The organism is Cypionkella sp., from assembly GCF_030652235.1.
GTDB lineage: Bacteria > Pseudomonadota > Alphaproteobacteria > Rhodobacterales > Rhodobacteraceae > Cypionkella.
Genome location: NZ_JAUSBA010000044.1, coordinates 1 through 24,858 on the forward strand (window position 1 = coordinate 1; position 24,858 = coordinate 24,858).

The following is a 24,858-nucleotide window of genomic DNA, read 5'->3' on the forward strand; positions in this document are numbered from 1 at the left end:
GCACGGATGCTGGATAGTCTCACCAATGGTGACTCAATCGACGTCCAGTCTCACATACCCTGAATCAGTCTCAGAAATGCGACATAGGCAACCTATTGAAAACAAATGGACCCCAGCCTCAGAAACCTCGACCATCCGACAGAGCCGCTGGAACGTCCCGATCGCCATGAAGGGGACGACAGCGCTGATCTGGCGCGCGACACGATCGCCCTGCCCTCCCATGTCGCTGGCTCGGGCACGCTCGACCGCCTGGTCGAAACCGCGCGAGACTATGCGCGGCAGGCGGCGTCTGAGAACACGCTGAAGGCCTATGCCAAGGACTGGGCCCATTTCGCGCGTTGGTGCCGGATGCGCGGCGCGGACCCCCTGCCCCCGTCGCCCCAGTTGATCGGCCTCTACATCGCCGATCTGGCAGCGCCGGGCGGCAAGGCCCTTTCGCTGTCGGCGTCCCGACCCCTCTCGGTCTCCTCAATAGAGCGGCGGCTGTCCGGCCTGACCTGGGGCTATGCGCAGCGCGGCCAGCGCATGGACCGCAAGGACCGCCACATTGCCAGCGTGCTGGCTGGCATCCGCCGAAAGCACGCACGGCCACCGGCACAGAAAGAGGCCATCCTGCCGGGAGACCTGCGAGACATGCTGGCCACCCTGCCCCATGATCTGCGGGGTTTGCGCGACCGCGCCATCCTGCTGATCGGCTTTGCTGGTGGCCTGCGTCGATCCGAAATCGTCAGCCTCGATCACGGCAAGGATGACACGCCAGACAGTGGCGGCTGGGTAGAGATGCTGGAGGGCGGTGTTCTGATCACCCTGCGCGGCAAGACCGGCTGGCGTGAGGTGGAAATTGCCCGCGGCTCAGCCGAGCAGACCTGCCCCGTTCATGCCCTGACGCAGTGGCTGCACTATGCCCGCATCGACTTTGGGCCCGTCTTCGTCGCCGTGTCGCGCAATGGGCTGAAGGCTACCACCGAACGCCTGTCCGACAAACACGTCGCGCGACTGATCAAGACATGCGTCCGCGAGGCAGGTATTCGCCCCGACCTGCCCGAGGCCGAACGGGTGAGGCTCTACTCGGGCCACTCGTTGCGGGCCGGGCTGGCCAGCAGCGCCGAGGTGGATGAGCGCTATGTGCAAAAGCAGCTCGGCCATGCCAGCGCCGAAATGACCCGCCGCTACCAGCGCCGCCGCGACAGATTCCGCGTCAACCTGACAAAGGCGGCGGGGCTTTGATGCCCCCCCTGCCCCATCGCGGGGCATCGCGCCTAGAAGGGGTTCTCGACCGCAGCCCCGGTCGGCGCAAAGTCACTGACGTTCCCCGTCACGATGATGGCGCCATAGCGCAACGCTGTTGCAGCGATCATGAGATCAGCGCCGCTGTGGCCAATCTCGGCCGAAAGCCGCCCCCAGATGCGTGCGTCCTCGGCCTCAAAGGCAAGCAGCCGGTCCGAGAACAGCAAGACCGTCCGATCGAGCCATATGCGGAGATCGCTGGCAAACGCAGGGTCGCGGAACTCCTGCTGACGAATGCCTCGCTCGATTTCGCCCAGAGTGATGGCACTTAGAAAAAGGTCCTGCTCAGCCTTTCCGCGCAACCAGACTGCCACTTGGGGTGCGCGGTCTGGGCGGCGTACAGCCGAGATCACGTTGGTATCGAGGATGTACATCAGAAACTCACGTCACGCGGTGCGGCCGCGGCGCGCGGAAACTCCCCGCCGGGAAATGCCAACAGGTGCTCCGCAAAGCTTTCGCGCGTTTTCACAGCCCCCTCGACCAGCCGGTGGTACTCATCAGCCGAAAGGATGACCACCGCGGGCTTGCCACGACGGGTCACCTCTTGCGGCGTCCCCGCCAGCGCGGCATCGACAACCGCGCTGAACTTGTTTTTTGCATCCTGAACAGTCCACATGGCGCATCTCCTAGCTAGCTATCTGGCTAGATAAGTGGCATCTTGGTTTGATTAAGTCAAGGCGCGCCCAAGTCGCAAACTTCAGATGGTTGAGTTCGGGTGGGAAGACTCATCCGCCACCATCTTCGCCAATCGGTCGTTTAATAGCGGCCACCTAAATTGCAAACGGGTGCTTTTGATGGCGCTGATCGGCTACGCTCGCGTTTCGACCGAGGATCAGACCCCCCTGCCCCAAGTCGACGAGCTGCGTGCAGCAGGTTGCCGCGAAATCCACGAAGAACAAGCGTCCGGCGCCAGCAGATCACGTCCGATCCTAGCCCGTGTGCTGGACCGCATCAGCACAGGTGATGTGCTGCTGGTCGTCCGGATTGATCGGCTAGCACGGTCGTTGAGCCATTTGCTCGAGGTAATTGAGCTTCTTGAGGCCAAAGGTGCGCATTTCCGCTCTCTGCGTGACCCGATCGACACCACGAGTCCACAAGGCAAGTTCACGCTTCAGGTGCTTGGCGCAGCTGCGGAGCTAGAACGAGCGTTGATTCGGGAGCGGACAGTAGCAGGCCTGCGTTCGGCCAAGGCCCAAGGGCGGATCGGCGGCAATCCCGGCCTGCGGGCACGCGATCCGGCTGCCTTGCGCAAAGTCGCCGCGGCACGGGATGAGACTTATTTCAACCGGTTGAACGTGACGGCGGGAGAATGGGTTCCACACGTCCGCCGCCTGCGCCCGGGCATGGCTTGGGAAGATGTTCTGCGGATCATCAATGGATCCCTGCCCTCGGATCGCCTCTGGACGCAAAGCCGGCTCCTTCGCGCCGTGAAGTCCTATGTTCGCGATGGCTTCTTGCCCACGATGGTGCTGGGGCGGGCCGGGCAACGAGAAAAGGACGATCGCTTACCTGCTATTGTCGCGGCCATCAAAGGCGCAGATCCGACGATCACGTTGCAGGCCATCTGCAACCGACTAGAGGCCATGCGAGAACGCACGCCGCGTGGTCGGGCCAGTTGGCAACCATCGTCTGTGAAGATGTTACTTGAGCGGGCCGAAAGGCTAGGACTCTTTCCTACCGAAAAATAGCGTAAGACATTGTTTTAGCGTACTTACTCAACACTCTTGCCATGTGGCAACTCATGGTTTCCGTTTGGCCCTATGGGTCAGATACGCTTCGAAGGCCGCGCGCAACGCAGTGTCAGAGAGCTTTTCGCTAAATTCCAGCGTTACCTTAATCCCACGCTTCCGAAACGTCACTCCAATGGCCTCGGCATCCCCTCGGAAAATGTGCTCCGGAGGACGCGAACGCTTCGGCCCACTTGCGGCAGTCTTGAGTGTGACGAGCACATGAGCCGCGTCAATTAAAGCCCCCTGCCCCGCTCGGGCGGCAACCTGATTTTCAGCAAGTTTGCGGGCAGCATCAAGGATGGATGGCGCAACGTTCGGGTCCGCCAAAAGTGGCTTTAGGACTCGCGCATGTAACTCTTTGATGTCCCGGATCGACGGATAAGCGGCAATCACCACTTCTGGTAGCCGTGCCAAGGCGAGGTAGCGAGATAGCCAACCTTCCGAGACCTCGAGTCTCGCCGCCATCGCCTTCTGTCTACCGCCATAATACTGCTCTAGAGCCACTGCGTAGTCCCGGGCGCGCTCGAAATCGGAGATGTCTTCCCGATCGCGGTTTTCCACGTCAGCCAGACGGAAGGCTTCTTCGTCGGTCATGTCGCGCACTTCAACTAGGTAGCGGAATTGCGGATAATTGTGGGAGCGGAGCCATGATACCGCGAAATGCCGTCGTGCCCCACAGATGACTTCGTACTCTACACCACCAGGCGCCTGCAGACGGCGGACGATGGCTGGGAACTCTTGTTGCCCCTGAGACTTGATCGAGTCGATTAGATCACGACAGTTGTCTTCATTAAGCAGTTCATAGGCACGGTTGTGGCGTGCCCACATCGCGCAGTGAGACGGGTCTACCCAGCGCAGCACCTTCTCTTCCCGCTCACCGACGTCCGCTAAGGCATTTGACCTGCGCAGAAAACGCGTCGCACCGCGATCTTCCTCCGCGGGCGCAGCCTCCCTGTTCATGTCCTTCAGGACGTCTTCAAAAATCGCGTCATGACGTTTGCTCACAGGACCCCCTCCTTACGAAGTGCGCGGTGATGACTGGGCCAAGTCTTGCGCGCCAATGTCTCGATCTCACGCCCAACCGCATCGAGATAGACGCGGCACCGTTTATGGGTTTCTGTCCGCGTGGTCGGCCCGGTCAATTCGTACACGGTCGACAGGTTAGCTGTAGCATTATCTATTTCGGCACTGTCTTTCAGGACCGATTGAAGCATGTCCTGCGGGAAAACCGCATCCATCATGCGTTTGATTGCCACATGCGCGGACTTTTGGTCGTTCATCTTCGACGCAAGAATCTTGACGAAGCTGTATGATCGCTCACCACCGTACTTCGCGAGTTCGGTCAGCGTCGCTTCCATCATCTTCAAAAAATGAGCGGTTGAGGCGAAGTCGATATTGCTGGGTGGTGCCGGGATCAAAAGCGCACTGGCCGCCCTCAGAACTGATAGGGAGATCATTCCTAGGGCCGGAGGTGGATCCAAAAGGATGACATCGAACTGGTCGGAAATGGTCGCGATTCCATCGCGCAATCGATCTAGGATGAAAGTGGGCTCTCGCGCCATCCGGGCAGCGAATTCGTATTCTGCGTCGTAGAGACCAAGGTTTGCCGGGATCAAGGCGATCCCCGGCCAGTATGTCGCACGTAAAGCGTAGTGCAGTGACTTCGGGCCGCCGTGACGTAGGAAGGGGTAGAGTGTGTCTTCTTCTTCATCGACATCGACATCCGGATTCATGCCGAAGATTGCAGTCGTGGACGCCTGGCTGTCGCAGTCAATGACACAGACCCGGTAGCCCTTCAGAGCGAAGTATTGCGCAAGATGGCTGACGATGGTCGACTTTCCGACACCGCCTTTGAAGTTCTGGACAGCCAGCACCAGCGGCGGATCGTCCGGGCTGCGATGCGGCAATGTCCCAAAAACTTCCCGCATTTTGTTGACTTGTGAGAGAGTATAGCCCGTGCGCCGACCCGTTTCAGTGTCTTTATCTGGCTCGGTCAAGCGTCCGTCAGATTCGGCATCTCGGATAGCCTTTTCCGTTCGGCCCACCATCTCCGCCGCTGTCCGCACGTTGAAGCGAATGTCGAGGCGTTTTTCCGCATTTGGCGAGAAGACCCTTTCTCGCAGCCGTTCGATGACCGTGGCGGCTCTGCGTGTCAGGAGGGAAAGTTCATTCAGTGTAACTGGTGGCAGTACGGTATCGTCCATCAACTGCTCTCTCATGCTATTATTTGCGAATCATGCGACAACTTCGACTTGCCGTAAAGTTCGTAATTTGCTCGGTGTAGCCAGATACTTCGGAAATGGGTGGTTGCGCCATCAACTTCCGATCTTTTCCTTGTGATTCCTTGAAAGGCGATAGTTGGGGGGTCTGTGGGCTATGACAGCATCCCAAAAAGTATGTCGTGAAGGGAACTGCGTATCGCTTACTTCACTTCTTCCAAAAAGTTATCCACAAAGAGAACCTCTCTGGTTCAGATTCTTTCTAGTTCTATGGTTCATACGGAGTAAATATCTGTATTTGCTATGAAAAGCCCAAGATAACTTACCTCCTGGGTGCATCCGCTTACGTCTTGGGATGAAAGAACTTACGAATCGGGGCGGGAAGACTTACGTTTTGTTGTTCTAGGAAGACTTACATTTGGGGTGAACCAGCAGGACGACCGAACCTGCTCGAGATTTCTCTTTGTATTCAGATACCTGCGAATCACCTGCCTACGAGCCTCACACGCTAGACTTACAAATTGGGTGGTCCGCGCTCCTTTGCCATTCACCCCTGCCCCAAAGGCCTTGATCGCTTACGTTGTTCGCGATACAAAAGTAAGGATAACTATGTATGGGCTCCATGGCTGAAAAATCCTATCGCACCCTCGACGCTCGGCCAAGCACCGACAGTCTGATCAAACCAGGTGAACTGGTTGATCTGATCGAGGTTACGCCTCTCAGCCTCAACGACCGTCGGATCTATAACCTGCTTCTTGAGAATGCCTGGGATGCCATCGACAAGCCCGTCAGCCATGTCATCTCGAAGGCGGCATTGCGCGGAAAGCACAACTCCAACGACCGAGTCGGCGAGAGCCTCGAACGTTTGATGTCCGCCGTTGTGAAAGTCTCCGTCATCTGGGATGGCGGACCGGCGATCGAGCGGGTTCAACTGTTAGGCGGGAACATCGAAGCACTGCGGTCAGATGGGCTCATCGAGTACGAGATACCAGCGCGTCTCCGGAAGATTATTGGGAACTCGACCGTTTTTGCCCGACTTCAGCGGGAGGTAATGTTTGCCCTGTCCTCCAAATACTCGCTGACCTTGTACGAGATGGTACAAAAGCGGGGCAATCTGCGGTGGCGATCCTCGGAGCGGTTTTCGCTTGATGCTTTGCGTGGAATTCTTGGCGTGCCAAAGGGCAAGCTCACCTCATGGTCAAACCTAAAGCTGCGGGCACTGGATCCTGCTGTCGCCGAGGTGAATGACCTCTCTGATTTCATGGTCGCTTTTGAGCCGATAAAGTCTGGCCGCAGTGTCAGCCATGTTGAGCTTAAGTGGTGGCGGAAAGACGAAGAAGCAACTGGCGCAGCTGGTCGCGCGCTCCAGTTTTCGAAGGTCGGTAGGCGCGTGAAGGCAGCAGGCAAGGAGGACCAAGTTGTTCCTGGAGACGGCGCCGAGCGAGGCGTGGCCGCACAGCCCAGAGCGCCAGAATTGAGGCCGCGGCCTGCGTGGCTTCTATCACGCGGCGCTCCGCTTAGGACAGAGACCTATGAGACCGCCCGCCTAAGGCACGCCGGTTACGATATCTATTTTGTCGAAGGGGAGTGGCGGGCATGGGCATCCGGTAAGCCACCTGCAGACGACCCAGATCGAGCATTTCTTGCATTTTTTCGTAAGTATGCTGAAAGCAATCCTATTTGAAGTTGCCTGTTGGCAATTACTCAATATTATACATTATAAACAATATGTTATGTAGTGAATTTGCGCTCTGTCGTCTTCGCGCTCGGGCGATCTGGCAGAGAGATCAGGGACAAGAATGATCTGGTCTTGGCTCAAAAGGAAAACTACCCTCATGGACATGAAACAAGAGGACAAAGAGCGGATCGCTGCCAGTCTGGCCAAGGTCATGGCCATGATGTGCGTGCGCAATACCGGGTTGGAGGCCCTGCATGCGGGCGTGGTCCCGGTCACCGAAGTCGGTGACTATTCCGACGTGTTTGTGCTCGATGCAGAGGGTCGAAAAATCCCATGGGCCGATACTTCACATATCGACGATGATCAGATGCGGACCCTTATGCGCGAAATCGTCAATCGGCTCTATACGTTCCACATCGGTTGCGACGATCCTGAGTTTCTGAAGCTGGCGGAGAAATGGATGACCGTCGCCGGGAAATGGGATGAGCCCGAGCTGGACCGCAAGTTTCTGGGCGCGATCAAGTATAACCCGGACGAACACGGTGATTGATGCGATCAGTCGTGCGCTGCTTTTCTCTTAACCATCTGACCTTCAATGAAAATCCCGACTTGGGAACAGCTTCTTGGCCTGCTCGCGTGGATGGTGGGCGGAGGACCTGACGCTGCCCCCGGCAGGCCGCTTGGTCTCGTCCGCTCGGCCATCATTGGCGTCGATGATCACGGGGCGACCCAAAGTCGCCAGCAAGGGCGAGACATCCTCGACCCGTTCGGCAATCAAATGGGTGGTTGGGCCGTCGCGCTGGATGCGCCCGGTGACGCGGACCAGTCGCCCGGCGATGACGGCCTTGCGGAACGCCTCGTAGACCTGTTTCCAGACAATCACATTTGCGGTGCCGGTTTCATCTTCCAGCGTCAGGAAAATCACGCCTGCGGCAGTGCCGGGCCTCTGGCGGGTGATAACGAGGCCAGTAATGGTGGCGCGGCCCTTGGCTTGGCCCAGGCGGTCATGCGGCAGGCTTTCGGGCAGGCGCGCGCGCAGGAGCTCCATCGGATGGGCGCGCAAGCTGAGACGCAGTGACAAGTAATCTTCGATCACCTCTTGGCCCAAAGTCATCTGGGGCAGGGTGACAGTTGGTTCAATGCCGCCTTCGCCATCCGGGCCAAACAGCGGCAGCGGGGCAGGGGCCTTCAGCGCTTTGGCGGCCCACAGGGCATCTCGACGCATCAGGCCGAGGGCCGCAAAGGCATCGGCTTCGGCAAGTCGCTCCAGCGTATCTGGATGCATGCCCGCCCGGCGCCAGAGGCTTTCAACATCGGGATAGCCGTTGCCGCGCGAGGCCACGATCCAAGAGGCATCCTCTTCCCGCATCCCCTTGATTTGACGGAATCCCAGCCGCAAGGCCAGGCCACCATCGGCGCGCAGTTCCAGCGTGCAATCCCAAACCGAATGGTTGACCGAGATCGGGCGTATCTCGACGCCATGATCGCGGGCATCGCGCACCAGTTGGGCCGGGGCATAAAAGCCCATCGGCTGGCTGTTCAGCAGGGCGCAGGTAAAGACCGCCTGGTGATGGCACTTTAGCCAGGCCGAGATATAGACCAGCCGCGCGAAACTGGCGGCATGGCTTTCGGGAAAGCCGTAAGACCCGAAGCCTTCGATCTGCGCAAAACAGCGTGCCGCGAAATCCGCGTCATAACCCCGCGCCAGCATGCCGGAGACGAAACGGTCGCGAAACGAGCCGATGGTGCCCATGCGCTTGAAGGTTGCGAGGCTACGGCGCAAACGATCTGCTTCCGACGGCGTGAACCCTGCGGCCACCACAGCTATTTGCATCGCCTGTTCCTGAAACAGTGGCACGCCATAGGTGCGCGCCAGCACCTCCATCAAGGCGGGGCCAAGGTCTTCGACCTTCTCGCGCCCCATGCGGCGGTTGATGAACGGATGCACCATGCCACCCTGAATCGGGCCGGGGCGGACGATGGCCACCTCGCAAACCAGATCATAGAACTTGCGGGGCCGCATCCGGGGCAGGAAGTTCAACTGCGCCCGGCTTTCCACCTGAAACACTCCGATGGCATCAGCGCGGCAGAGCATGTCATAGACCGGGACATTCTCTGGCGGGACGTTGGCCAGCGTCAGCTTTTGGCCGCGATGATCGGCCAGCAAGGTGAAGGCCTTGCGGATCGCGGTCAGCATGCCAAGGGCGAGGATATCGACCTTCAAAAGGCCAAGGGCATCAATATCATCCTTGTCCCATTCGAGGATGGTGCGATCCTCCATCGCGGCGTTTTCGATGGGGCAGAGTTCATCCAGCCGCCCATGGGTGATCACGAACCCGCCGACATGCTGCGACAGGTGGCGGGGGAAGCCGATGATTTCGCCGATCAGTCTGGCGGCCAGCACCATGCGACCGTCGCTCGGATCGAGGCCGGCATCGCGCATCCGGTCATCGCCGGGCGCGGCAGAGGACCAGCCCCATATTTGGCCCGACAGGCGCGCAATCACGTCCTGGCTTAGGCCCATGACCTTGCCGACCTCGCGAATCGCGGCGCGGCTGCGGAAATGGATCACCACGGCTGTCAGGCCGGCGCGCTCGCGGCCATAGCGCTCGTAAATCCACTGGATCACCTCTTCGCGGCGTTCATGCTCGAAATCGACGTCGATATCCGGCGGCTCGCCGCGTTCTTTCGAGATGAACCGCTCAAAAATCAGAGTGATGCTCTCTGGTGGCACCTCGGTGACGCCCAACAGGTAGCACACGACCGAATTGGCCGCCGAGCCGCGCCCTTGGCAGAGGATACCTTTGGAGCGGGCGAACTGGACGATGTCATGCACGGTTAGGAAATAGGGCGCGTAGTCCACTTCGTGGATCAGGGTCAGTTCCTTCTCGACACGATGGACGATCTTGGGCGGCGGGCCTGCGGGATAGCGCCAGTGCAACCCTTCGCGGGTCAGGCGCTCCAACCGGGCTTGCGCGGGTTCGCCACCCTGCGCCTCATCGGGGTATTGGTAGCGCAGATCGCTCAGCCTGAAGGCGCAGCGATCTGCAATCTCGACGGTGCGGCGCAGAGCGGCGGGGTGGCGATGGAACAGCCGGGCCATTTCGGCCCCGGATTTCAGGCGGCGTTCACCGTTGGCCAGCCGCCGCTCGCCGATATTGTCGATGGTGACGCCTTCCCGCATGCAAGTCAGCACATCGGCCAGGGGGCGGCGGGCAGATCGGTGCATCAGCACATCTCCCACCGCAACCAAGGGCAGGTTCACGCCTTGCGCCAAGATGCCGAGTTTATCGACGAGGGCTTGATCACGGCCGTCGTACCGGGGTGCTGCCCCAAGGAAACATCGGCCGGGAAAGCCGCGGGCGATGGCCAGCAGATCGCTGCGGGTGGTTTTGGGGTTCTGATCTTCCATCGGATCGGGGGGCAGGGCGATCAGGATCATGCCTGTCCCCCATGCGATCAGATCGACGCGTTGCAGGTGGCATTTACCCTTTGGCGCGCGGCGCTTGCCCAAGGACAAGAGCCGCGTCAGGCGCGACCAGGCGGTCAGATCGGTCGGCAGGGCCAGCCACTCGACCGCAGAATCGGTCAACACCAACCTTGCGCCCGCGATCAGCTTTGGCAGCGGCACCTCGGATAGGGCAGGGGGGTCCGTGTGGCCGGTGAAATGCGGTGGGTTTGTATGAGATATGGGTAGGCGACTGGAATGATCGGTCACGCGCTGTGACCGGATGGTCGGGCCCTCTTGCACAGTCTCCGCAGTCGTGGCCTTTGCCTCGTCCCGCAACCGCGCCAGTTCCTTCAGCGCGGAGAAGGCCCGCACGACACCAGCCACAGAATTGCGGTCAGTGATGGCGATGGCGGTCAGTCCCAATTCTGCCGCCCGCGTGACCAGTTCCTCAGGATGCGACGCACCGGTCAGGAACGTGAAGTTCGAGGTGACGCACAACTCGGCATAGGGCTGAAAGCGGGGTGCGGTCATGCAAACTCCCCCTGCACATACCAATTTTGCGCCCCTGCGGTCGCGGGCCAGTTCGCATCTTGCGGGCCGGTCCAGCTCTGCGCTTGTGGGGTCACGAACAGCCAAAGGCGCGGACCTTCCTGCGTCTCGACCCGCCAGTAATCGCGCAGGCCCGAACGCCAGGCCGGGTCATCGAACCACCATTCGGGTGCTATCCGCTCCGGTCCCGCTGCGCGCAGGGTGGTGAAGCGCATCCGACGCCAGCGGAAACTGGCGGGAGGGGTGCCGGAGGCATCCGTCACAGGTTCTGGCGGGAAAAGGGTGATCGGGCGGTTCGAGCCTGCGCGATGAGGGGTTGGCTCGGGTGCCGAATAGGCCGCAGGGGCCATGAGAAAGCTGCGCTCTGGGATCAGGCTGGTCGCGGGCAGAAGGCGCAGGACACGCTCAAAGCCGATCCGGTTGCCGACCGAGGACATCAGGTCTGCCAAGGCATCTTCCGTTCGGATGGACGTGCCGCCGCCGATCTGCCCCGATACCTGCTCTGGGGCAAGAGCTTCGGTCACGGGGGCTGTCAGACGCATCGCGTCGATGCCAAAGCCGGAATCGATCTCGTCGACGCCTTTGGCGAACAGCGCCGCAATACGGGCAGGGTCGCGCATCGGGCGGGCGAGGCCGATCTCGACCTGTGCGGAGCCGCGATCCACGCGCCGCAACTCCAGCCGCACCCGTCGTGCGCCCATGTGATGCTGGGCGAGTTTTGCGCATAGACGGTCCAGCAGGCGCGCGAGGCCCGCCATGACATCTGATTGCAGACCGATCGGTTCCGGCAAGGTCATCCGCACCCCGAAATGTGGGGCATCGGGCTCCGCTGCCACCGGCTCGGATTGCGCGCCAAGTGCCTGATCCAGCCGCAGCACCAGCCCCTGACCAAAACGCCGCGCCAGTGGTGCGCGGGGCAGCGGAATCAGATCAGCGATGCGCAGCAGCCCCATGCGCGACAAGCCTTCCGCAGTGTCATGATCCACTCGGAGGGCCGTGACGGGCAGGTGTCCGATTTCTTCGGCCAGCCGTCCATCGGGCACGATCCCACCGCCATGGCGGGCGAGGGCATGGGCTGCTCCGCGCGTGCCGGCAATGGCACTGGCGGCATGCAGGCCAGCGCGCTCCAGCCGGGCTTGCAGATCCTCGCGCAAATCCTCCTCACCGCCAAAGAGATGCGGCACACCTGAGATATCTGCCATCAGCCCGTCAACACCGTCGGTTGCCACCATGGGCGCATAGCGGCTGGCCCAGCGGCGCAAGCTGGCCAGCGCCGCCGCCTCGCGCGCCAGATCGGCAGGGCGCGTGGCGAGATCGGGACACATGGCACGGGCATCGGCCAGCGCCATGCCGCGCCTGAGGCCCCGTGCCGAGGCCGCCTGGTTCAGGCAATGCAAATGATCGGAATTGCCCGACCGATGGGTCAGGGCAAAGGGCCCCTCAAGGGGCCGTTTCCGCAGGCTCGTGTCGCTGGCGAGCCTCGGAAACCATATGGAAAGCAGCCGACGTGCCATTCCAGTTCAAAACCCACCTTCCAAGAGTTCCCTTTTTGTTCTTGTTAAGGGCCCATTGATGCAGAGTCGAGTCCGCAGGCTGGCTGGCCAGAGGCTCGCAGGCCCAGCGTGTCTCGGTGGCATTGCTGCCCGCCTCTTGCCGGATCAACATCAAACCGGTGGTGCGCCCGGCCTCGGCAGCGAGTTGCAACCGGCGGCCTGCGGTCAGCGAGAGGGGTTTTTCCGGCTCGGCGATCACCAGACTGACCGGCACCGCGCGCAGGGCTTCCTCGATGCACCAGAGCAGGTCGGTCTCACCCATGGGGCGAAAGAGATGCAGCCGCTCGCCCACACCGCGCGGCAAGCCGCGCAGCATCGGCAGTTCCGGCGCATGGGAAGGCAGAATCCAGACCAGCGGCCCCGGGTGCCGCGCCGCCTGAAACAGCGCGAAGGCCCGGCGGCCGCGGCCTTCAGCTTCGTGCACGCGCCGCGCGCGCAGATCGAAGGGATCGGCGGGGTTGGTGGCAATGCCAAGATCAGACCGCATCTGCACGCATTCCTTCCGCCATGACCTGCTGTTGACCTGCGGGAGAGCAGCCCCAAGCTTTTCGAATCCATTTGTTCATGCTATGTTCATGCAATAAGGGAGGGACTAGCCAATGGTCAACACCATAGAGGTGCCGCGGCCCGCAGCTGACGGCTGGGTCATTGAGGTTATGCCCAACACGGGCCAGCCTGTTACGAACTGGTTGGTCGTCGGGCCCTTTTATGAGTCCGGGTCAGAGACCAATCGCCAAGGCGTCCCTGATTGGATGTTTGACGATGAAGAAGAAGCCCTCAGCTATGCCCGCGCGGCTGCTGAAGACGCGCCGTATCATGTAAAGGTCGTTGTTTATCCGGCGGACCCGATTGACTGAGGGGCGGGTTCAGGCCGCGTCCTCGCGCATCCCTTCCGCGACGATCTGCAGCATCCCGTCCGGCAGGGGCCGTTGTAACTGCGGTGCCTCGGCTACGGGTGCAGTCAGCCAGCGCCGCCAGTCTTCGGGCGTCGTCAGGATGACTGGCATGGCCTTGGGATGAATCGGTGCCACCTCACGGTTGGGCGGACAGGTCAGGAATGCGAACAACTCCGCCGTGACCGCGCCCTCCTTCAGCTTGCGCACCGAGGTCCATTCGGTGCGGATGCCTGCAAAAAACGCCAGCGGCCGATCAGCGCCGAGGGCAAACCAGACCGGATGGTTGCGGGGTGCGCCGGGACGGCTGTCGATCTCGGAAAAGCTGGTGAAGGGCACAAGGCAGCGGTTGGAAACCCCGAGCCAGCGCTTCCAATGCGAGGAGGCCACGTTGCGGATATTGGTGACGCCGGGATCGGTGCGTTTGCCTTCCAGAAACACCTGCGGTGTTGGCATCCCCCAACGAGCCTTGGTCAACTGCCAGCCACCATTCACCCCATGCCGGATGATTGGTGCGGCATAGTCGGGGAAAATTCCAGCCATCGGTGGCAGGTTGCCCACCAGATCCTCATAGACCTCGTCTTCACCGGCCATGTCGTCAAAGACATGCCGCATCGCGTCCTGGCTTTTGGTCTGGGAATAGAGGTTGCACATGGGCTGATCCGGAATCGGGGGCAGGGCGGGTAATCTGGAACATTGCCAGAACGCAGGCTGTGTTGGAAGAGCTGCCTTGAAGGGCCTCGGTTCCCAGCGGACGTCTGATCGTTGCTTTGCTGGTCCACATCAGAGTCAGAGAGGGGCTGTTTCGTCTGTGACGGGTTGATGAGTTGGGGGAGAGGCCTCCGGCCCCCGTCGCGGAGTTATTGTCATGAACAGCATGGAAATCCTGGAACCCGCCCGGCCGGTGCGCGGCGGCTACAAGGTGGATGTCACCCGCGGGGAGCGGAACGGGCGGGTGTCGTCCGAATGGTGGGGTCGCCCCGATGACGAGCGGTTCCTCTCGCTCGATGACCTCTGGTCTTCGGTCAAGGCGCGGTCCGAGCGCAGCCGGACCCGGATTGTCGAGACGGCGAAGATCCATGTCGAGGCGAGCCGGGACAATGCGGAGAAGCTGCACCTGATACTGCCCAAATCGGACGTACCCGTTGCTCCGACCCATTGGGCCTTCGGCCAGCTTGCCAGCATCGTCGGAGCGCCCGCAGCCTATCTACGCCAGCTGCCCGCAACGCTCGCCGGCGTCAATCTGCAATATGGCCTCTCGTCGCATCGCGCCGAGCAGGTGAAGACCTTCGAGTTTGAGGATGGCCGAACCGAACTGCGCGCGGTCACCGGGCCAGATTATGGCCGTATCCACGACCACGAACTGGTCGAAGCCGTACAGCGCATCGCTGGCAACGGTACCGGCGATACGCGCTGGAAAGTGCCGGGCGTGCTTGACTGGTCGACCGGGGTCTACAATCCCGATGTCGAGATCAGCCGCGACACGACCACGCTCTATGCCTCGGACCGGGATGTCTTCGTCTTCCTGGTCGACGACCGCAATCCGATCGAAGCGGGCCGGTTGCCAGATGGCTCTCCCGATCTCTATTTCCGGGGATTTTATTGCTGGAACTCCGAGGTCGGGGCAAAGACCCTTGGAATGGCCAGCTTCTATCTGCGCGCCGTCTGTCAGAACCGCAACCTCTGGGGCGTCGAGGATTTCCAGGAGATTACGATCCGCCACTCGAAATACGCCGCCTCTCGCTTCGCCCAGGAGGCGGCACCAGCACTGACCCGCTTTGCCAATTCCTCGCCCATGGGCTTCGTGAACGGCATCACGGCGGCGCGCCAGCAGATCGTCGCGCGCGACGACGAGGAGCGGGAGACATTTCTGCGCAAGCGCGGGTTCTCGAAGGCCGAGTCCGGCAAGATCATCGAAAAGGTGCTGATGGAGGAGGGCCGTCCACCCGAGAGCATCTTCGATTTCGTGCAGGGCATCACGCGGCTTGCACGGGACAAGACCCAGCAGGATGCCCGGCTCGATATGGAAGGCCGTGCCAAGAAGCTCCTCGACCGCGTCGGCTGACCGCATCGGTTTCTGAGATCCGTATTCTGCTCCGCAGCGCAAAGCGCTGCGGGCTGCTTGGGCACGTCGAGGTCGGCAGAAAGCCGCTCCTGCTCGCGAACCCAACATCTCCGCCAAGCCTCCCATCCACTTCGACCGTTTGATCGGGGAGGGGGCATGGCGGCCTTTCATATCGAGGATGACATGCAGACCTTTGACTACAAAGTGGACAATGCAGTTCACGCCGCTTTCATGGCTCTCGGACTTGCGGTCGCGAACCATATCGAGCTGGCCTATCGGCTCAACGACTTCATCACGCAGGAGTTCCAGTTCGTCGTGACTGATGATGACGGCGAGGATCCGGCCGGTGCCGCAATCGATCAGGGGATCGCCGATGCTGAATGAGCAAGAGCAGACCGTGATCCTGGAGGCACGCGAGATTCTCGGGCGCTACCTGAACCGAAACCCCGTCCTTGGCAGTTGGCAAGCGGTCATGGATTACTGTGCCCTTTCGGTGCGCGGCGAAGTTGAGTGCTTCCACGTGCTTTACCTCGACCGGAAAAACCGGCTGATCGCGGACGAGCGGCTGTCTGTCGGCACCGTCGACCACGTTCCGGTCTATCCCCGCGAGATCCTGAAACGCGCATTGGCACTCAATGCCTCCGCGCTGATCCTGGTCCATTATGTGGCGTGCCACAAAATGCACCAGGATCAGCGCCGAGGCGTTCAGTTCCAGCCCGCGCTTGACCACCTCCCGCGGATACACAGGAACATGATCAACGGTGCCCTTGGCCTGCTCCTCATCTGCGATCAGCACATTTTTGCGATCCAGAAAAAGGATGCGGAATTGTTCGGTTTCGCGGTGCGCCATCGCGGTGTGGCAGTAATCCAGCAGCGCATCCCAAGACGACAGCAAGGGCCGGTTCATCACCCGCGCCCGCATCATACGTTGGGCGGCGGCCTCGATGATCTTCAGCTCTTGCACCACAGCATCCCCGACACCTTTCACCATCATCAGACGGGCGGGCACGGCGGCAACGACGCGATTGAAGTCGCCGAATTCATCCAGCAGGGCGCGGGCAAGCGGTTTCACATCCTGCCGGGGAATGGCGCGGAACAGCAGCAACTCCAGCAGTTCGTAATCGGGGATCGCCGTGGCACCGCCTTCCATGAACCGGGTACGCAGGCGTTTGCGGTGGTCGGCGATATAGGACGGCAACCTTTCCGGCAAAGCCTGACCCACAGCCTCATCGCCATCAGAGGCGAATAAGGGCAAGGCGGCTTCGTGAAAGGCGCGGGGTTTGCTCATGGCGGCTAGGCTGCCATGAAACTGGTGAAGGAATCGTTAACGGCCTTAAAGCATCCGCAGCAATTCCATGCTGGGCTGGCCCGTCACCGACAGCCCCCGCGCACGTTGGAAATCACTGATCGCGGCGATGGTTTTCGCGCCGATCACGCCATCTGCACCTTGGGTGTCGAACCCTGCCGCCGTCAGTTTACGCTGCAGTTCCTGCCGATCTTGCAGAGTCATGCCCTGCGCATCCGGGCCAAACGCCGCCCGCAACGGCCCTGCGCCGTTCAGACGGTCTGACAGATAGCCGACGCCCAGCGCATAATTCTCGGCGTTGTTATAGCGCAGGATGACGTTGAAGTTCTGATACAGCAGGAAAGCCGGGCCACTGGGGCCAGCGGGCAGCAGCAAAGACGCCGCACCATGCCCGCCCAAACCACCATTCACCCCGCGCACCCCCAGATCAGCCCAATCCGACCGCCCCTTGCCGCGCCCCACAAGCCCGGTGTTGAAACCGCTTGGCAGCGTCACCTCTTGCCCCCAAGGCTGACCATGCGTCCAACCGTTTTTGGACAGATAGGCGGCGGTCGATGCGAGGGCATCGGTTGGATCATCGCTCCAGATATCGCGGCGGCCATCGCCGTTGAAATCCACTGCGAAGGCTTGATAGCTGGTCGGGATGAATTGGGTGTGGCCCATCGCCCCTGCCCAACTGCCCTGCATGTTTTGCGCAGTAGTGTCGCCGTTTTGCAGAATCTTCAGCGCGGCCACCAACTGCTGTTCAAAGAACGTGGCGCGACGGCCTTCATAGGCCAAGGTCGCCAGCGCCGAGATGGTCGGAACATTGCCGCGCCTTGTACCAAAAAAGCTTTCCAGCCCCCAGAAGGCGGCAACGACATGAGGTTCCACGCCATAGCGCGCCTCAATCGCGCGCAGAGTGCCCATCTGTTGCGCCAGAACCTGACGGCCCATGATCAGGCGTTCATCGCTGGCGGCAATCGCCAAATAGTCTTCGGTGGTGCGGGTGAATTCGGTCTGGTTGCGGTCTTTCTCGATTACGCCGGGGATGAAACCCGAGGCGCGGAAGGCGGTGCTAAAGGTCGCGTCCGAGATGCCTTTCGACAAGGCCCGTGGACGGAACGCCTGCACCCAAGCGTCAAAGCCTGCGTCGGGCACCATCGGCATGACGGCTGGGGCCTGCGCACGGCTGGATGCACCGCCGCCTCCAACGCAGGCAGACAGCCCAAGTGCGGCGATACCGAATGAGAAATTGCGCCGCGTGACCTGCATGTAAACCTCCAGCACCCTGCTTTTGGCCAAGCTTAAAGCATTCTCCGCGAAGGGCAAACCGATGCAGGGCATTTCCGCCGAAGCCTTAAGCCTGCAACTGCGCCCGCTCGGCTTCGGTCAGCAACGCGGCTGCCACAGCCAGCACCAGCGCGATGGAGTCGTGTGGTGACAGCGCCTCACCCGTGGCACGCCGCAGCCACAGCCCATCAATCATCGTGCCCAGCGCGAGGGCGATCTGCTTAAAGCGCGCGTCGGGCAGCACGTCGCGGAACACCGAGGCAAGGTTCGATTGCAGGCGGGCGTAGAAAATCCGTTGCAGGCGGGCATAGCGGGCGTTGGTGGCCGAGGCCGCGCAGACCGACAGCCACGCGTTGGCGATGTTCGGCTCGAACAGACCTTCAGGGAAGTTGCCCGCGATGATCGCCTGAAGCCTGCCCCAACGCGTCTTCGCCTGCGCCAGCCCCGACGCCACCGCCTCCATCAGCAGGCGATTGTTCAGCCGCACCATCGCGAACAGCACGTCTTCCTTGCCTTTGAAGTAATACGACAGGATGCCCGCAGACATGCCGGCTTCCTCGCAGATGCGCTTGGTGGTCATGCCGCCCAAGCCATGCTGCATGAACACGCGATGCGCGGCTTGTATAAGTTCGCGGCGGCGGAGGTCTTCGATACGGGTGCGGAAGGCAATTTTGGTCATGGGTTTTTGTAGCAGATCAAAAAACTGAACGCACATACAAAAATTTATATTGACGTATAAAATTTGCCCGCGCAGGGTTGGATCAGCAATCGGGGAGATAACCATGCGCAAGGTTCTGGCAGGATTGGTGATGACAATGATGGCCACGGGGGCCGCGCAAGCGGGCGAGCCCGAGGCTTGTAAAGCGGTGCGGATGTCGGACTTGGGTTGGACCGATATCGGGCTGACCAATGCCACAGCCGAAACCATTCTGAACACGCTGGGCTATCAGGCCACGCAAACCCTGCTCAGCCTTGATGTGACTTTCGTGTCGATGCAGCGCGGCGATATTGATGTGTTTCAGGGCAACTGGCGGCCGTTCCAAGACGTGCAATACGCGCAGTTCTTTGACGATGGCTCGGTCGAGCGCTTGGGGATGAACCTTGAGGGCGCGAAATACACCCTCGCAGTACCGAAATATGTCGCGGACGCCGGCGTGCATAGTTTCAACGATCTGGCGGCGCATGGCGATCAGTTTGAGAAGAAGATCTACGCGATCGAGCCGGGCTCGAACCAACCTCTGCTGGATATGGTCGCCGCGAATGCGCATGGCTTGGGCGATTGGACGATTGTGGAAAGCTCGGAAGCCGGGATGCTGGCTGAGGTTGAACGTTCGGTCACGCGTAAGGATTGGATTGTGTTCCTCGGCTGGCAGCCGCATCCGATGAATGTGGTCTATCAGATGGATTATCTGGCAGATGGCGATGCCGAGTTTGGCCCGAATTTCGGTGGTGCTTCGGTCTACACCATCGCGCGCAAGGGCTATGCGCAGACCTGCCCGAATGTGACGAAGTTCTTCAGCCAGCTTGCGTTCAACATCGACTACGAAAACACCGGGATGCAGATGGTGATGGGCAAGGGGATCGAGTTTCCGGCTGCCGCCAGTGCGATGATGGCCAAGCATCCCGAGATGGTTGAAGCTTGGCTTAAGGACGTCACCACCTTTGACGGCCAGCCAGCCCTGCCTGTGGTGAAATCCGCTTTGGGTCTGTAAATGGCCTTGATGCGTGCTGCCGTGATGCACGGCTTTGGCCAGCCCTTGCGGCTGGTCGATCTGCCCGTACCTACCCCAGGTCCTGGTGAAATCCTGATCCGACTAGAGGCCAGCGGGGTTTGCCATTCCGACGTGCATATCTGGACCGGCGACACCCAGCCCGCCACGGCCCCCGATCCGTTTATCCTCGGGCATGAGGGTGTCGGCGAGGTTGCCGCCATCGGCGCCGGAGTTGAAGGCTGGGTGCTGGGTGAACGTGCCGGAGCGGCTTGGCTGCATGACACCTGTGGCGTCTGCGATCTGTGCTTGGCGGGCGAGGAAAGCTTCTGCGCCGCCCAGCGCGCGCACGGCTTCAACGTGCCGGGGACGTTCGCCGAATATGTCGTGGCGAAAGCAGCTTTCGCGGTGAAGGTTCCGGCGGGCGACGGGCCTGCTTTGGCCCCTTTGATGTGCGCTGGCTTGACAGCTTTTGGCGCGATTGAGCGGGCAAAGCTGGCACATGGCGAAACCTGTGCGATCTTTGGCTGCGGCGGGCTGGGCCTGTTCGCGGTGCAACTCGCAGCAAGGCGGGGCGCGACGGTGATTGCCGTCGATACCGACCCGGCCAAACTCGACATGGCGCGGCGATTGGGGGCAAGCGCCACCGAACTGGCGACCGCCACCCTGCCCGACACTTGGCCCAGCGCCTTGCGTGCCCATGTCACGATCAACTTTGCCCCCACAACCCGCACTTGGCCCGCGATGCAGGCCGCCACGCGACCCTTGGGGCGGATCATTGCAGCGGCAATGGTGGCAGAGCCCGTACCGCTCAGCCAGGAATGGCTGACATGGACAGGCATCACCTTGACAGGAACCAGCGTTGGCACCCGCGCGCAGATGGCGGCGCTGATGGCCTTGCACCAAGCTGACCCGCTGGAAAGCGCCGTCGAGGTGATCCGGCTGCAAGATGCCTCGGACGCGTTGCGGGCATTGCGCGAAGGCCGCGCCAAAATGCGGTATAGCATCGTTTTCTAACCCGGCTTGGAACCGCGCTGCTTTCGCGGCTATGCTGCCCGCGTAGCGAAAAGGAAGGCGACACAATGCGCATCGACCTGAACTCTGATCTTGGCGAGGGCTACGGCCCTTGGGCGATGGGCGACGATGCGGCGATGCTGGGGCTTGTGACCAGCGCCAATATTGCCTGCGGCGGTCATGCGAGCGATCCTGAGACGATGTTCCACACCCTACGATTGGCCGCTCAGAACGGCGTCACCGTGGGGGCGCATCCCGGCTATAATGACACGCTGGGCTTTGGCCGCCGCGTACTCCCGATGGCTGCGGCAGAGGTTGGCCGCATGGTCGCCGCACAGATCGGCAGCTTGCAAGGGGTGGCCGCGCTGGCGGGAACCCGGGTGGCTTATGTCAAGCCGCATGGCGCACTGGCAAACCTCGCCGCCGATGACCGCGCTGTGGCGGATGCGATTGCGGCGGCCGTGAAGGCGATCTCGCCCGATCTGGCGCTGCTGGCGATTTCGGGCACCGAATTGGAACATGCCGCCCGCGCTGCTGGTATCAACGTGTTCTCCGAGATTTTCGCCGACCGCGGCTATCTGCCCAACGGTCGCCTCGTGCCACGCAGCCAGCCCGGCGCGATGATCCATGACCCGGAAGCGGCGGTCACCCGGCTGCTCTGGTTTTTTGCGTCCGGCCTGATGCCCGTGGTCGGTGGCGATCCGATCCCGCTCGCAGCGCAGTCGATCTGTGTGCATGGCGACAGCCCTGGCGCGGTCGAGATGGCCCGCCAGATCCGCAGCGGTCTGGGCACGGCAGGGGTCACCATCGCCGCCTTTCTGCCCGCCTGAGCCATGCAGCCCACCCCAAACGCCCCGATCTTCCGCCCCATCGCCGAACGCGCGGTGCTGGTGGAGTTTGGCACGGTGCTGGGTCAAGCTGCTCATCAGGCCGTGTTACGGCTGGATCAGGCGCTGGCTGCGCAGCGCTTCGTGGGGTTTCGCGAATCCGTACCCGCCTTGGTCAACCTGCTGGTCGAATTTGACACGCTGGCCACCGATCACCCCACCGTCATCGCACATCTGCGCGGCTTACTCACTGCGCAAACGATTGCCTGCCCGCAACCCGCCCAGCGCGAGGTACTGATCTGCTACGACACTGACCTCGCCCCCGATCTGGCCGCTGTCGCCCAACAAAGCGGCCTGACACCCGAGGCGGTGATCAACGCTCATCTCTTCGGCAATTACGCCGTGTTCATGTATGGCTTCGCCCCCGGCTACGCCTATCTCGGTGGCGTGCCGAAAGCGATCCGGCTGGACCGCAAGCCCAGCCCTGTGCGCGGCGTCGCGGCGGGATCAGTGATTATCGCCGGGGCGCAATGCCTGATCACCACGCTGCTGATGCCAACCGGGTGGTGGATCATTGGCAGATCGCCCACCGCGATCCTGACCCGTGACCCCGCCCGCCCCTTCCTGTTCGACGTCGGCGACAAAGTGCACTTCCGCCGCATCAGCCGGGCGGAATACGAGGCGGCACAATGACCGAAGCCATCCTTCGCGTCGCATTCTCTGGCCCGCATGTGACCATCCAAGACGCAGGCCGCCCCGGCCTGATGCGGTACGGTGTCTCGGCTTCTGGCCCAATGGACCGCCAAAGTTTCAAGCTGGCCAATGCCGTCTTGGGCAATCCGCCGGGTCATCCTGGCATCGAAATATCGCTCGGCGGGCTATCGCTGCGCTGCAAGAGCGGAGCCGTCACCCTGGCCCTTGCAGGCGGTGGCTTCATCGCCGAAACCCCTGACCGCAAGCTTGGCGCGTGGAACGTGCTGACTCTGCGCGCCGGCGAAACCCTGACCATCCGCCCCGGTCCTTGGGGCAGTTGGAGCTACCTTGCCTTCGCGGGCAATCTGCAAGCCGAAAGCTGGCTTGGCAGCCGCGCCACACATGGCTCATCCGGCTTTGGTGGTGGCAAACTGGCAATGGGGCAGACGCTGACGATCACCAATGCACAAGCTCTCCCGAACCGCGAAGGCCCAATCCCCTGCCCGATCTGGGCCCGCCCGCGCCACTTGTTGCGCTGCACGCTTGGCCCGCAAGATCGCTTTTTTAATACCGAAACGCTGAACACGTTCACTTCGGCGCGGTTCGAGATGTCCGACGCTTTCGACCGGATGGGTCTGCGCCTGCGCGGGCCGTCCATCGCACCCACCGCGGCGCTGTCGATCCCGTCCGAGCCGATCCTGCGCGGTTCGGTGCAGGTTTCGGGCGATGGCACAGCCACGGTGCTGTTGTCAGATCACCAGACCACCGGAGGTTATCCGAAAATCGCCACCGTTTTGGCCGATGATCTGGATGCTTTCGTACAATGCCGCCCGCGCGATGCGGCGATGTTCCAAGCCATCACGCCCGCGCAAGCCATCGCGATCACGCGGCAAAACGCCATCCGCTTTGCCGCGTTTGAAGATCGGCTCCGCCGCGCTTAAATGCCGTGACCAGACCAAGGCCCGTGCTTGTCTGCCAGCCCGTCAATCCGCTCAAACCCGTGTGCGCCAAAGAAATCGCGCTGGGCCTGGATCATGTTGGCGGTCGAACGCCCGGTGCGCATCATGTCAAACCACGCCAGACCCGAGGCCAAAGCGGGCAGCGGTAAGCCACTGAGTGCCCCCGCCGCGATCACCTGCCGCAGCCCGCCATGGGTGGCTTTCAGATGATCGGCAAAGAACGGCGCCAGCATCAGATTGCGCGCCGGATCATCGGTCAACGCCGTCGCCATATCGTTCAGCATCGACGAGCGGATGATGCAACCTTCCCGCCAAACCCGCGCGATTTCGGGCAGAGGCATCGGCCAATCGAACGCCTTCGATGCCGCCGAGATCAGCGCGAAACCCTGCGCATAGCACAGGATTTTGCCCGCGATCATCGCCTGTTCCAACTGCGTCAACGTCACATTGGCCCCCACTTGCGGGGCCGCGCCAAACACCGCCTCGCCCGCCAGCCGTTCCTCCAACCGCGACGACAAATTCCGCGCCATCACGGCGGCTTCAATCGCCGGAATCGTGGCGGCCAGATGCTGCGCCTCAATCACCGTCCAACGCCCGGTGCCTTTTTGGCCCGCGCGGTCGAGGATCATATCCAGCATCGGTTTGCCGGAATGGGTGTCTATAGCCGCTGCCACTTCGCCCGAAATCTCAATCAGATAAGATTGCAGCGGGCCTTGGTTCCACACGTTGAACGTCTCGGCAATCTCTGCCGCAGCCATGCCCAAACCATCGCGCATCACGCCATAACCCTCGGCGATCATTTGCATATCGGCGTATTCGATGCCGTTATGCACCGCCTTGACAAAATGCCCTGCCCCCGCTGGCCCCATATAATCGGCACAAGGCGCGCCCTTATACTTCGCCGCAATCGCATTCAGCACCGGAGCTACAAGATCCCAATCCGACCGCAAGCCGCCGCCCATGATCGCCGGACCATGCCGCGCGCCTTCTTCGCCGCCCGACACGCCGATGCCCATGAAATGCGGCCCCTGCACCGCAGCCTCTGCCGAGCGGCGATCGGTGTCGTGGAACAACGCGTTGCCGGCATCAATGATCAGATCATCCGCCGCCATCAACGGGCGCAGGGCGGCAATCATATCATCCACCGCCTGCCCCGCCGGAACCATCAGAATGATCGCGCGCGGCGGTTTGATCGCGGCCACCAGATCGGCCAGAGTTTCACAAGGTGTGATCTTCTCGGCCAAAGCGCCCGCCTCGGCCTTAAAGCCATGCGTCACCGCCACGGTGCGGTTCCACACCGCAATCGGAAAGCCTTTTTCAGCGATGTTCAGGGCCAGCATCGCCCCCATGGTGCCAAGGCCGATCAGGCCGATTTGCGATTGGGTCATGGTCTCTGTGCTCCGACGCGGTTCAAGGTGATAGCGTATAGGCTGGTGGTGGCGGCGATATACAACTGACGCTTGGCCCGCCCGCCAAAGCACAGATTAGAAACGGTTGGCGGCACCAGAATCTGGCCCATAGGATGGCCGTCAGCTGCGATGCAATGCACACCATCGCCAGCCGTGGGGCGGCCCCAACCCATCGCAAAGCGGCCAAATGCTGGGTCGTTGGTTTCAAAGCATGACATGAAGCCGCCTCCCCGCGCAATGTGAG

General features: G+C 61.5%; 24 protein-coding genes and 2 pseudogenes. 13 read left to right on the forward strand and 13 right to left on the reverse strand.

The genetic code is table 11. The features are described 5' to 3' along the window. The first annotated feature begins 105 nt into the window (after positions 1-105). Positions 106-1,227 (forward strand): tyrosine-type recombinase/integrase, encoded by a 1,122-nt coding sequence (locus tag Q7V03_RS14810; protein ID WP_304926370.1) that lies wholly within the window; start codon positions 106-108, stop codon positions 1,225-1,227. Between the two features lie 32 nt (positions 1,228-1,259). Here the strand turns inward: Q7V03_RS14810 and Q7V03_RS14815 are convergent, their stop codons facing one another. Further along, positions 1,260-1,661: a type II toxin-antitoxin system VapC family toxin gene (locus tag Q7V03_RS14815; RefSeq protein WP_304926371.1), complete on the reverse strand. Its 402-nt coding sequence runs from the start codon at positions 1,659-1,661 to the stop codon at positions 1,260-1,262. Next, complete coding sequence (locus tag Q7V03_RS14820; RefSeq protein WP_304926372.1) at positions 1,661-1,903, reverse strand: type II toxin-antitoxin system Phd/YefM family antitoxin; 243 nt, start codon at positions 1,901-1,903, stop codon at positions 1,661-1,663. The genes Q7V03_RS14815 and Q7V03_RS14820 overlap by 1 nt, the downstream gene beginning before the upstream one ends. Before the next feature lie 178 nt (positions 1,904-2,081). Between Q7V03_RS14820 and Q7V03_RS14825 the strand changes: the two genes are divergently transcribed. After that, entirely contained in the window at positions 2,082-2,975 is an 894-nt protein-coding gene (locus Q7V03_RS14825) for a recombinase family protein (RefSeq protein WP_304926486.1), read from the forward strand. 51 nt (positions 2,976-3,026) lie between these two features. Here Q7V03_RS14825 and Q7V03_RS14830 read toward each other — a convergent pair whose 3' ends face one another. Then, on the reverse strand, positions 3,027-4,022 hold the full coding sequence (locus Q7V03_RS14830; RefSeq protein ID WP_304926373.1) for a ParB/RepB/Spo0J family partition protein: 996 nt from the start codon (positions 4,020-4,022) through the stop codon (positions 3,027-3,029). Beyond that, a complete protein-coding gene (locus Q7V03_RS14835) occupies positions 4,019-5,221 on the reverse strand; it encodes an AAA family ATPase (RefSeq protein WP_304926374.1) in 1,203 nt (400 codons plus the stop codon). Before Q7V03_RS14835 ends, Q7V03_RS14830 begins: the two co-directional genes overlap by 4 nt. A 637-nt stretch (positions 5,222-5,858) precedes the next feature. Here Q7V03_RS14835 and Q7V03_RS14840 point away from each other — a divergent pair. Further along, positions 5,859-6,920, forward strand: a complete 1,062-nt coding sequence (locus Q7V03_RS14840; protein WP_304926375.1) for a replication initiation protein — start codon at positions 5,859-5,861, stop codon at positions 6,918-6,920. 151 nt (positions 6,921-7,071) lie between these two features. Then, positions 7,072-7,464, forward strand: a complete 393-nt coding sequence (locus tag Q7V03_RS14845; RefSeq protein ID WP_304926376.1) for a hypothetical protein — start codon at positions 7,072-7,074, stop codon at positions 7,462-7,464. Between the two features lie 42 nt (positions 7,465-7,506). Here the strand turns inward: Q7V03_RS14845 and Q7V03_RS14850 are convergent, their stop codons facing one another. Genes Q7V03_RS14850 through Q7V03_RS14860 form a run of 3 tightly spaced genes read right to left on the reverse strand, consistent with a single transcriptional unit; the run spans position 7,507 to position 12,954 of the window. Then, positions 7,507-10,896: an error-prone DNA polymerase gene (locus Q7V03_RS14850; RefSeq protein ID WP_304926377.1), complete on the reverse strand. Its 3,390-nt coding sequence runs from the start codon at positions 10,894-10,896 to the stop codon at positions 7,507-7,509. Further along, on the reverse strand, positions 10,893-12,428 hold the full coding sequence (locus Q7V03_RS14855) for a DNA polymerase Y family protein (RefSeq protein ID WP_304926378.1): 1,536 nt from the start codon (positions 12,426-12,428) through the stop codon (positions 10,893-10,895). The genes Q7V03_RS14850 and Q7V03_RS14855 overlap by 4 nt, the downstream gene beginning before the upstream one ends. Continuing rightward, positions 12,355-12,954, reverse strand: coding sequence for an ImuA family protein (locus Q7V03_RS14860; RefSeq protein WP_304926379.1), 600 nt, complete (start codon positions 12,952-12,954; stop codon positions 12,355-12,357). Before Q7V03_RS14860 ends, Q7V03_RS14855 begins: the two co-directional genes overlap by 74 nt. A 112-nt stretch (positions 12,955-13,066) precedes the next feature. Between Q7V03_RS14860 and Q7V03_RS14865 the strand changes: the two genes are divergently transcribed. Next, the gene (locus Q7V03_RS14865) at positions 13,067-13,324 is read left to right on the forward strand and encodes a hypothetical protein (protein WP_304926380.1); all 258 of its coding nucleotides are present in this window, start codon (positions 13,067-13,069) and stop codon (positions 13,322-13,324) included. 9 nt (positions 13,325-13,333) lie between these two features. On the opposite strand, the gene Q7V03_RS14870 is transcribed toward Q7V03_RS14865, so the two are convergent. Beyond that, positions 13,334-14,014 (reverse strand): SOS response-associated peptidase, encoded by a 681-nt coding sequence (locus Q7V03_RS14870; RefSeq protein ID WP_304926381.1) that lies wholly within the window; start codon positions 14,012-14,014, stop codon positions 13,334-13,336. Between the two features lie 223 nt (positions 14,015-14,237). Between Q7V03_RS14870 and Q7V03_RS14875 the strand changes: the two genes are divergently transcribed. The 3 genes and pseudogenes from Q7V03_RS14875 to Q7V03_RS14885 form a co-directional block, all read left to right on the forward strand. Next, complete coding sequence (locus tag Q7V03_RS14875; protein ID WP_370651140.1) at positions 14,238-15,425, forward strand: DUF932 domain-containing protein; 1,188 nt, start codon at positions 14,238-14,240, stop codon at positions 15,423-15,425. A 156-nt stretch (positions 15,426-15,581) separates the two neighbouring features. Continuing rightward, positions 15,582-15,809 (forward strand): hypothetical protein, encoded by a 228-nt coding sequence (locus Q7V03_RS14880; protein ID WP_304926383.1) that lies wholly within the window; start codon positions 15,582-15,584, stop codon positions 15,807-15,809. A 16-nt stretch (positions 15,810-15,825) separates the two neighbouring features. Next, positions 15,826-16,086, forward strand: a pseudogene (locus tag Q7V03_RS14885) (JAB domain-containing protein); the annotation flags it as partial. An 18-nt stretch (positions 16,087-16,104) separates the two neighbouring features. On the opposite strand, the pseudogene Q7V03_RS14890 reads toward Q7V03_RS14885, so the two are convergent. The 3 genes and pseudogenes from Q7V03_RS14890 to betI all read right to left on the reverse strand — a co-directional run. Beyond that, positions 16,105-16,713 (reverse strand): annotated as a pseudogene (locus Q7V03_RS14890) (RadC family protein); the annotation flags it as partial. A 45-nt stretch (positions 16,714-16,758) separates the two neighbouring features. Continuing rightward, positions 16,759-17,985, reverse strand: coding sequence for a lytic murein transglycosylase (locus Q7V03_RS14895; RefSeq protein ID WP_304926384.1), 1,227 nt, complete (start codon positions 17,983-17,985; stop codon positions 16,759-16,761). 85 nt (positions 17,986-18,070) lie between these two features. Beyond that, positions 18,071-18,682: a transcriptional regulator BetI gene (betI, locus tag Q7V03_RS14900; protein ID WP_304926385.1), complete on the reverse strand. Its 612-nt coding sequence runs from the start codon at positions 18,680-18,682 to the stop codon at positions 18,071-18,073. A gap of 103 nt (positions 18,683-18,785) precedes the next feature. On the opposite strand from betI, the gene choX reads away from it, so the two are divergent. The 5 genes from choX to Q7V03_RS14925 all read left to right on the forward strand — a co-directional run bounded on the left by choX (position 18,786) and on the right by Q7V03_RS14925 (position 23,187). After that, entirely contained in the window at positions 18,786-19,715 is a 930-nt protein-coding gene (gene choX, locus Q7V03_RS14905) for a choline ABC transporter substrate-binding protein (protein ID WP_304926386.1), read from the forward strand. Further along, on the forward strand, positions 19,716-20,729 hold the full coding sequence (locus tag Q7V03_RS14910) for an alcohol dehydrogenase catalytic domain-containing protein (RefSeq protein WP_304926387.1): 1,014 nt from the start codon (positions 19,716-19,718) through the stop codon (positions 20,727-20,729). It begins immediately after the preceding gene. A 65-nt stretch (positions 20,730-20,794) separates the two neighbouring features. After that, entirely contained in the window at positions 20,795-21,556 is a 762-nt protein-coding gene (locus Q7V03_RS14915) for a LamB/YcsF family protein (protein ID WP_304926388.1), read from the forward strand. Between the two features lie 3 nt (positions 21,557-21,559). Then, the gene (locus Q7V03_RS14920; RefSeq protein WP_304926389.1) at positions 21,560-22,246 is read left to right on the forward strand and encodes an allophanate hydrolase subunit 1; all 687 of its coding nucleotides are present in this window, start codon (positions 21,560-21,562) and stop codon (positions 22,244-22,246) included. Continuing rightward, positions 22,243-23,187 carry a biotin-dependent carboxyltransferase family protein gene (locus Q7V03_RS14925; RefSeq protein ID WP_304926390.1) on the forward strand — a complete coding sequence of 315 codons (945 nt, stop codon included), beginning with the start codon at positions 22,243-22,245 and terminating at the stop codon, positions 23,185-23,187. Before Q7V03_RS14920 ends, Q7V03_RS14925 begins: the two co-directional genes overlap by 4 nt. On the opposite strand, the gene gndA is transcribed toward Q7V03_RS14925, so the two are convergent. Then, positions 23,184-24,593 carry an NADP-dependent phosphogluconate dehydrogenase gene (gene gndA, locus Q7V03_RS14930; protein WP_304926391.1) on the reverse strand — a complete coding sequence of 470 codons (1,410 nt, stop codon included), beginning with the start codon at positions 24,591-24,593 and terminating at the stop codon, positions 23,184-23,186. The genes Q7V03_RS14925 and gndA overlap by 4 nt on opposite strands. Then, a complete protein-coding gene (locus Q7V03_RS14935; protein WP_304926392.1) occupies positions 24,590-24,832 on the reverse strand; it encodes a hypothetical protein in 243 nt (80 codons plus the stop codon). The genes gndA and Q7V03_RS14935 overlap by 4 nt, the downstream gene beginning before the upstream one ends. Between the last annotated feature and the right edge of the window lie 26 nt (positions 24,833-24,858).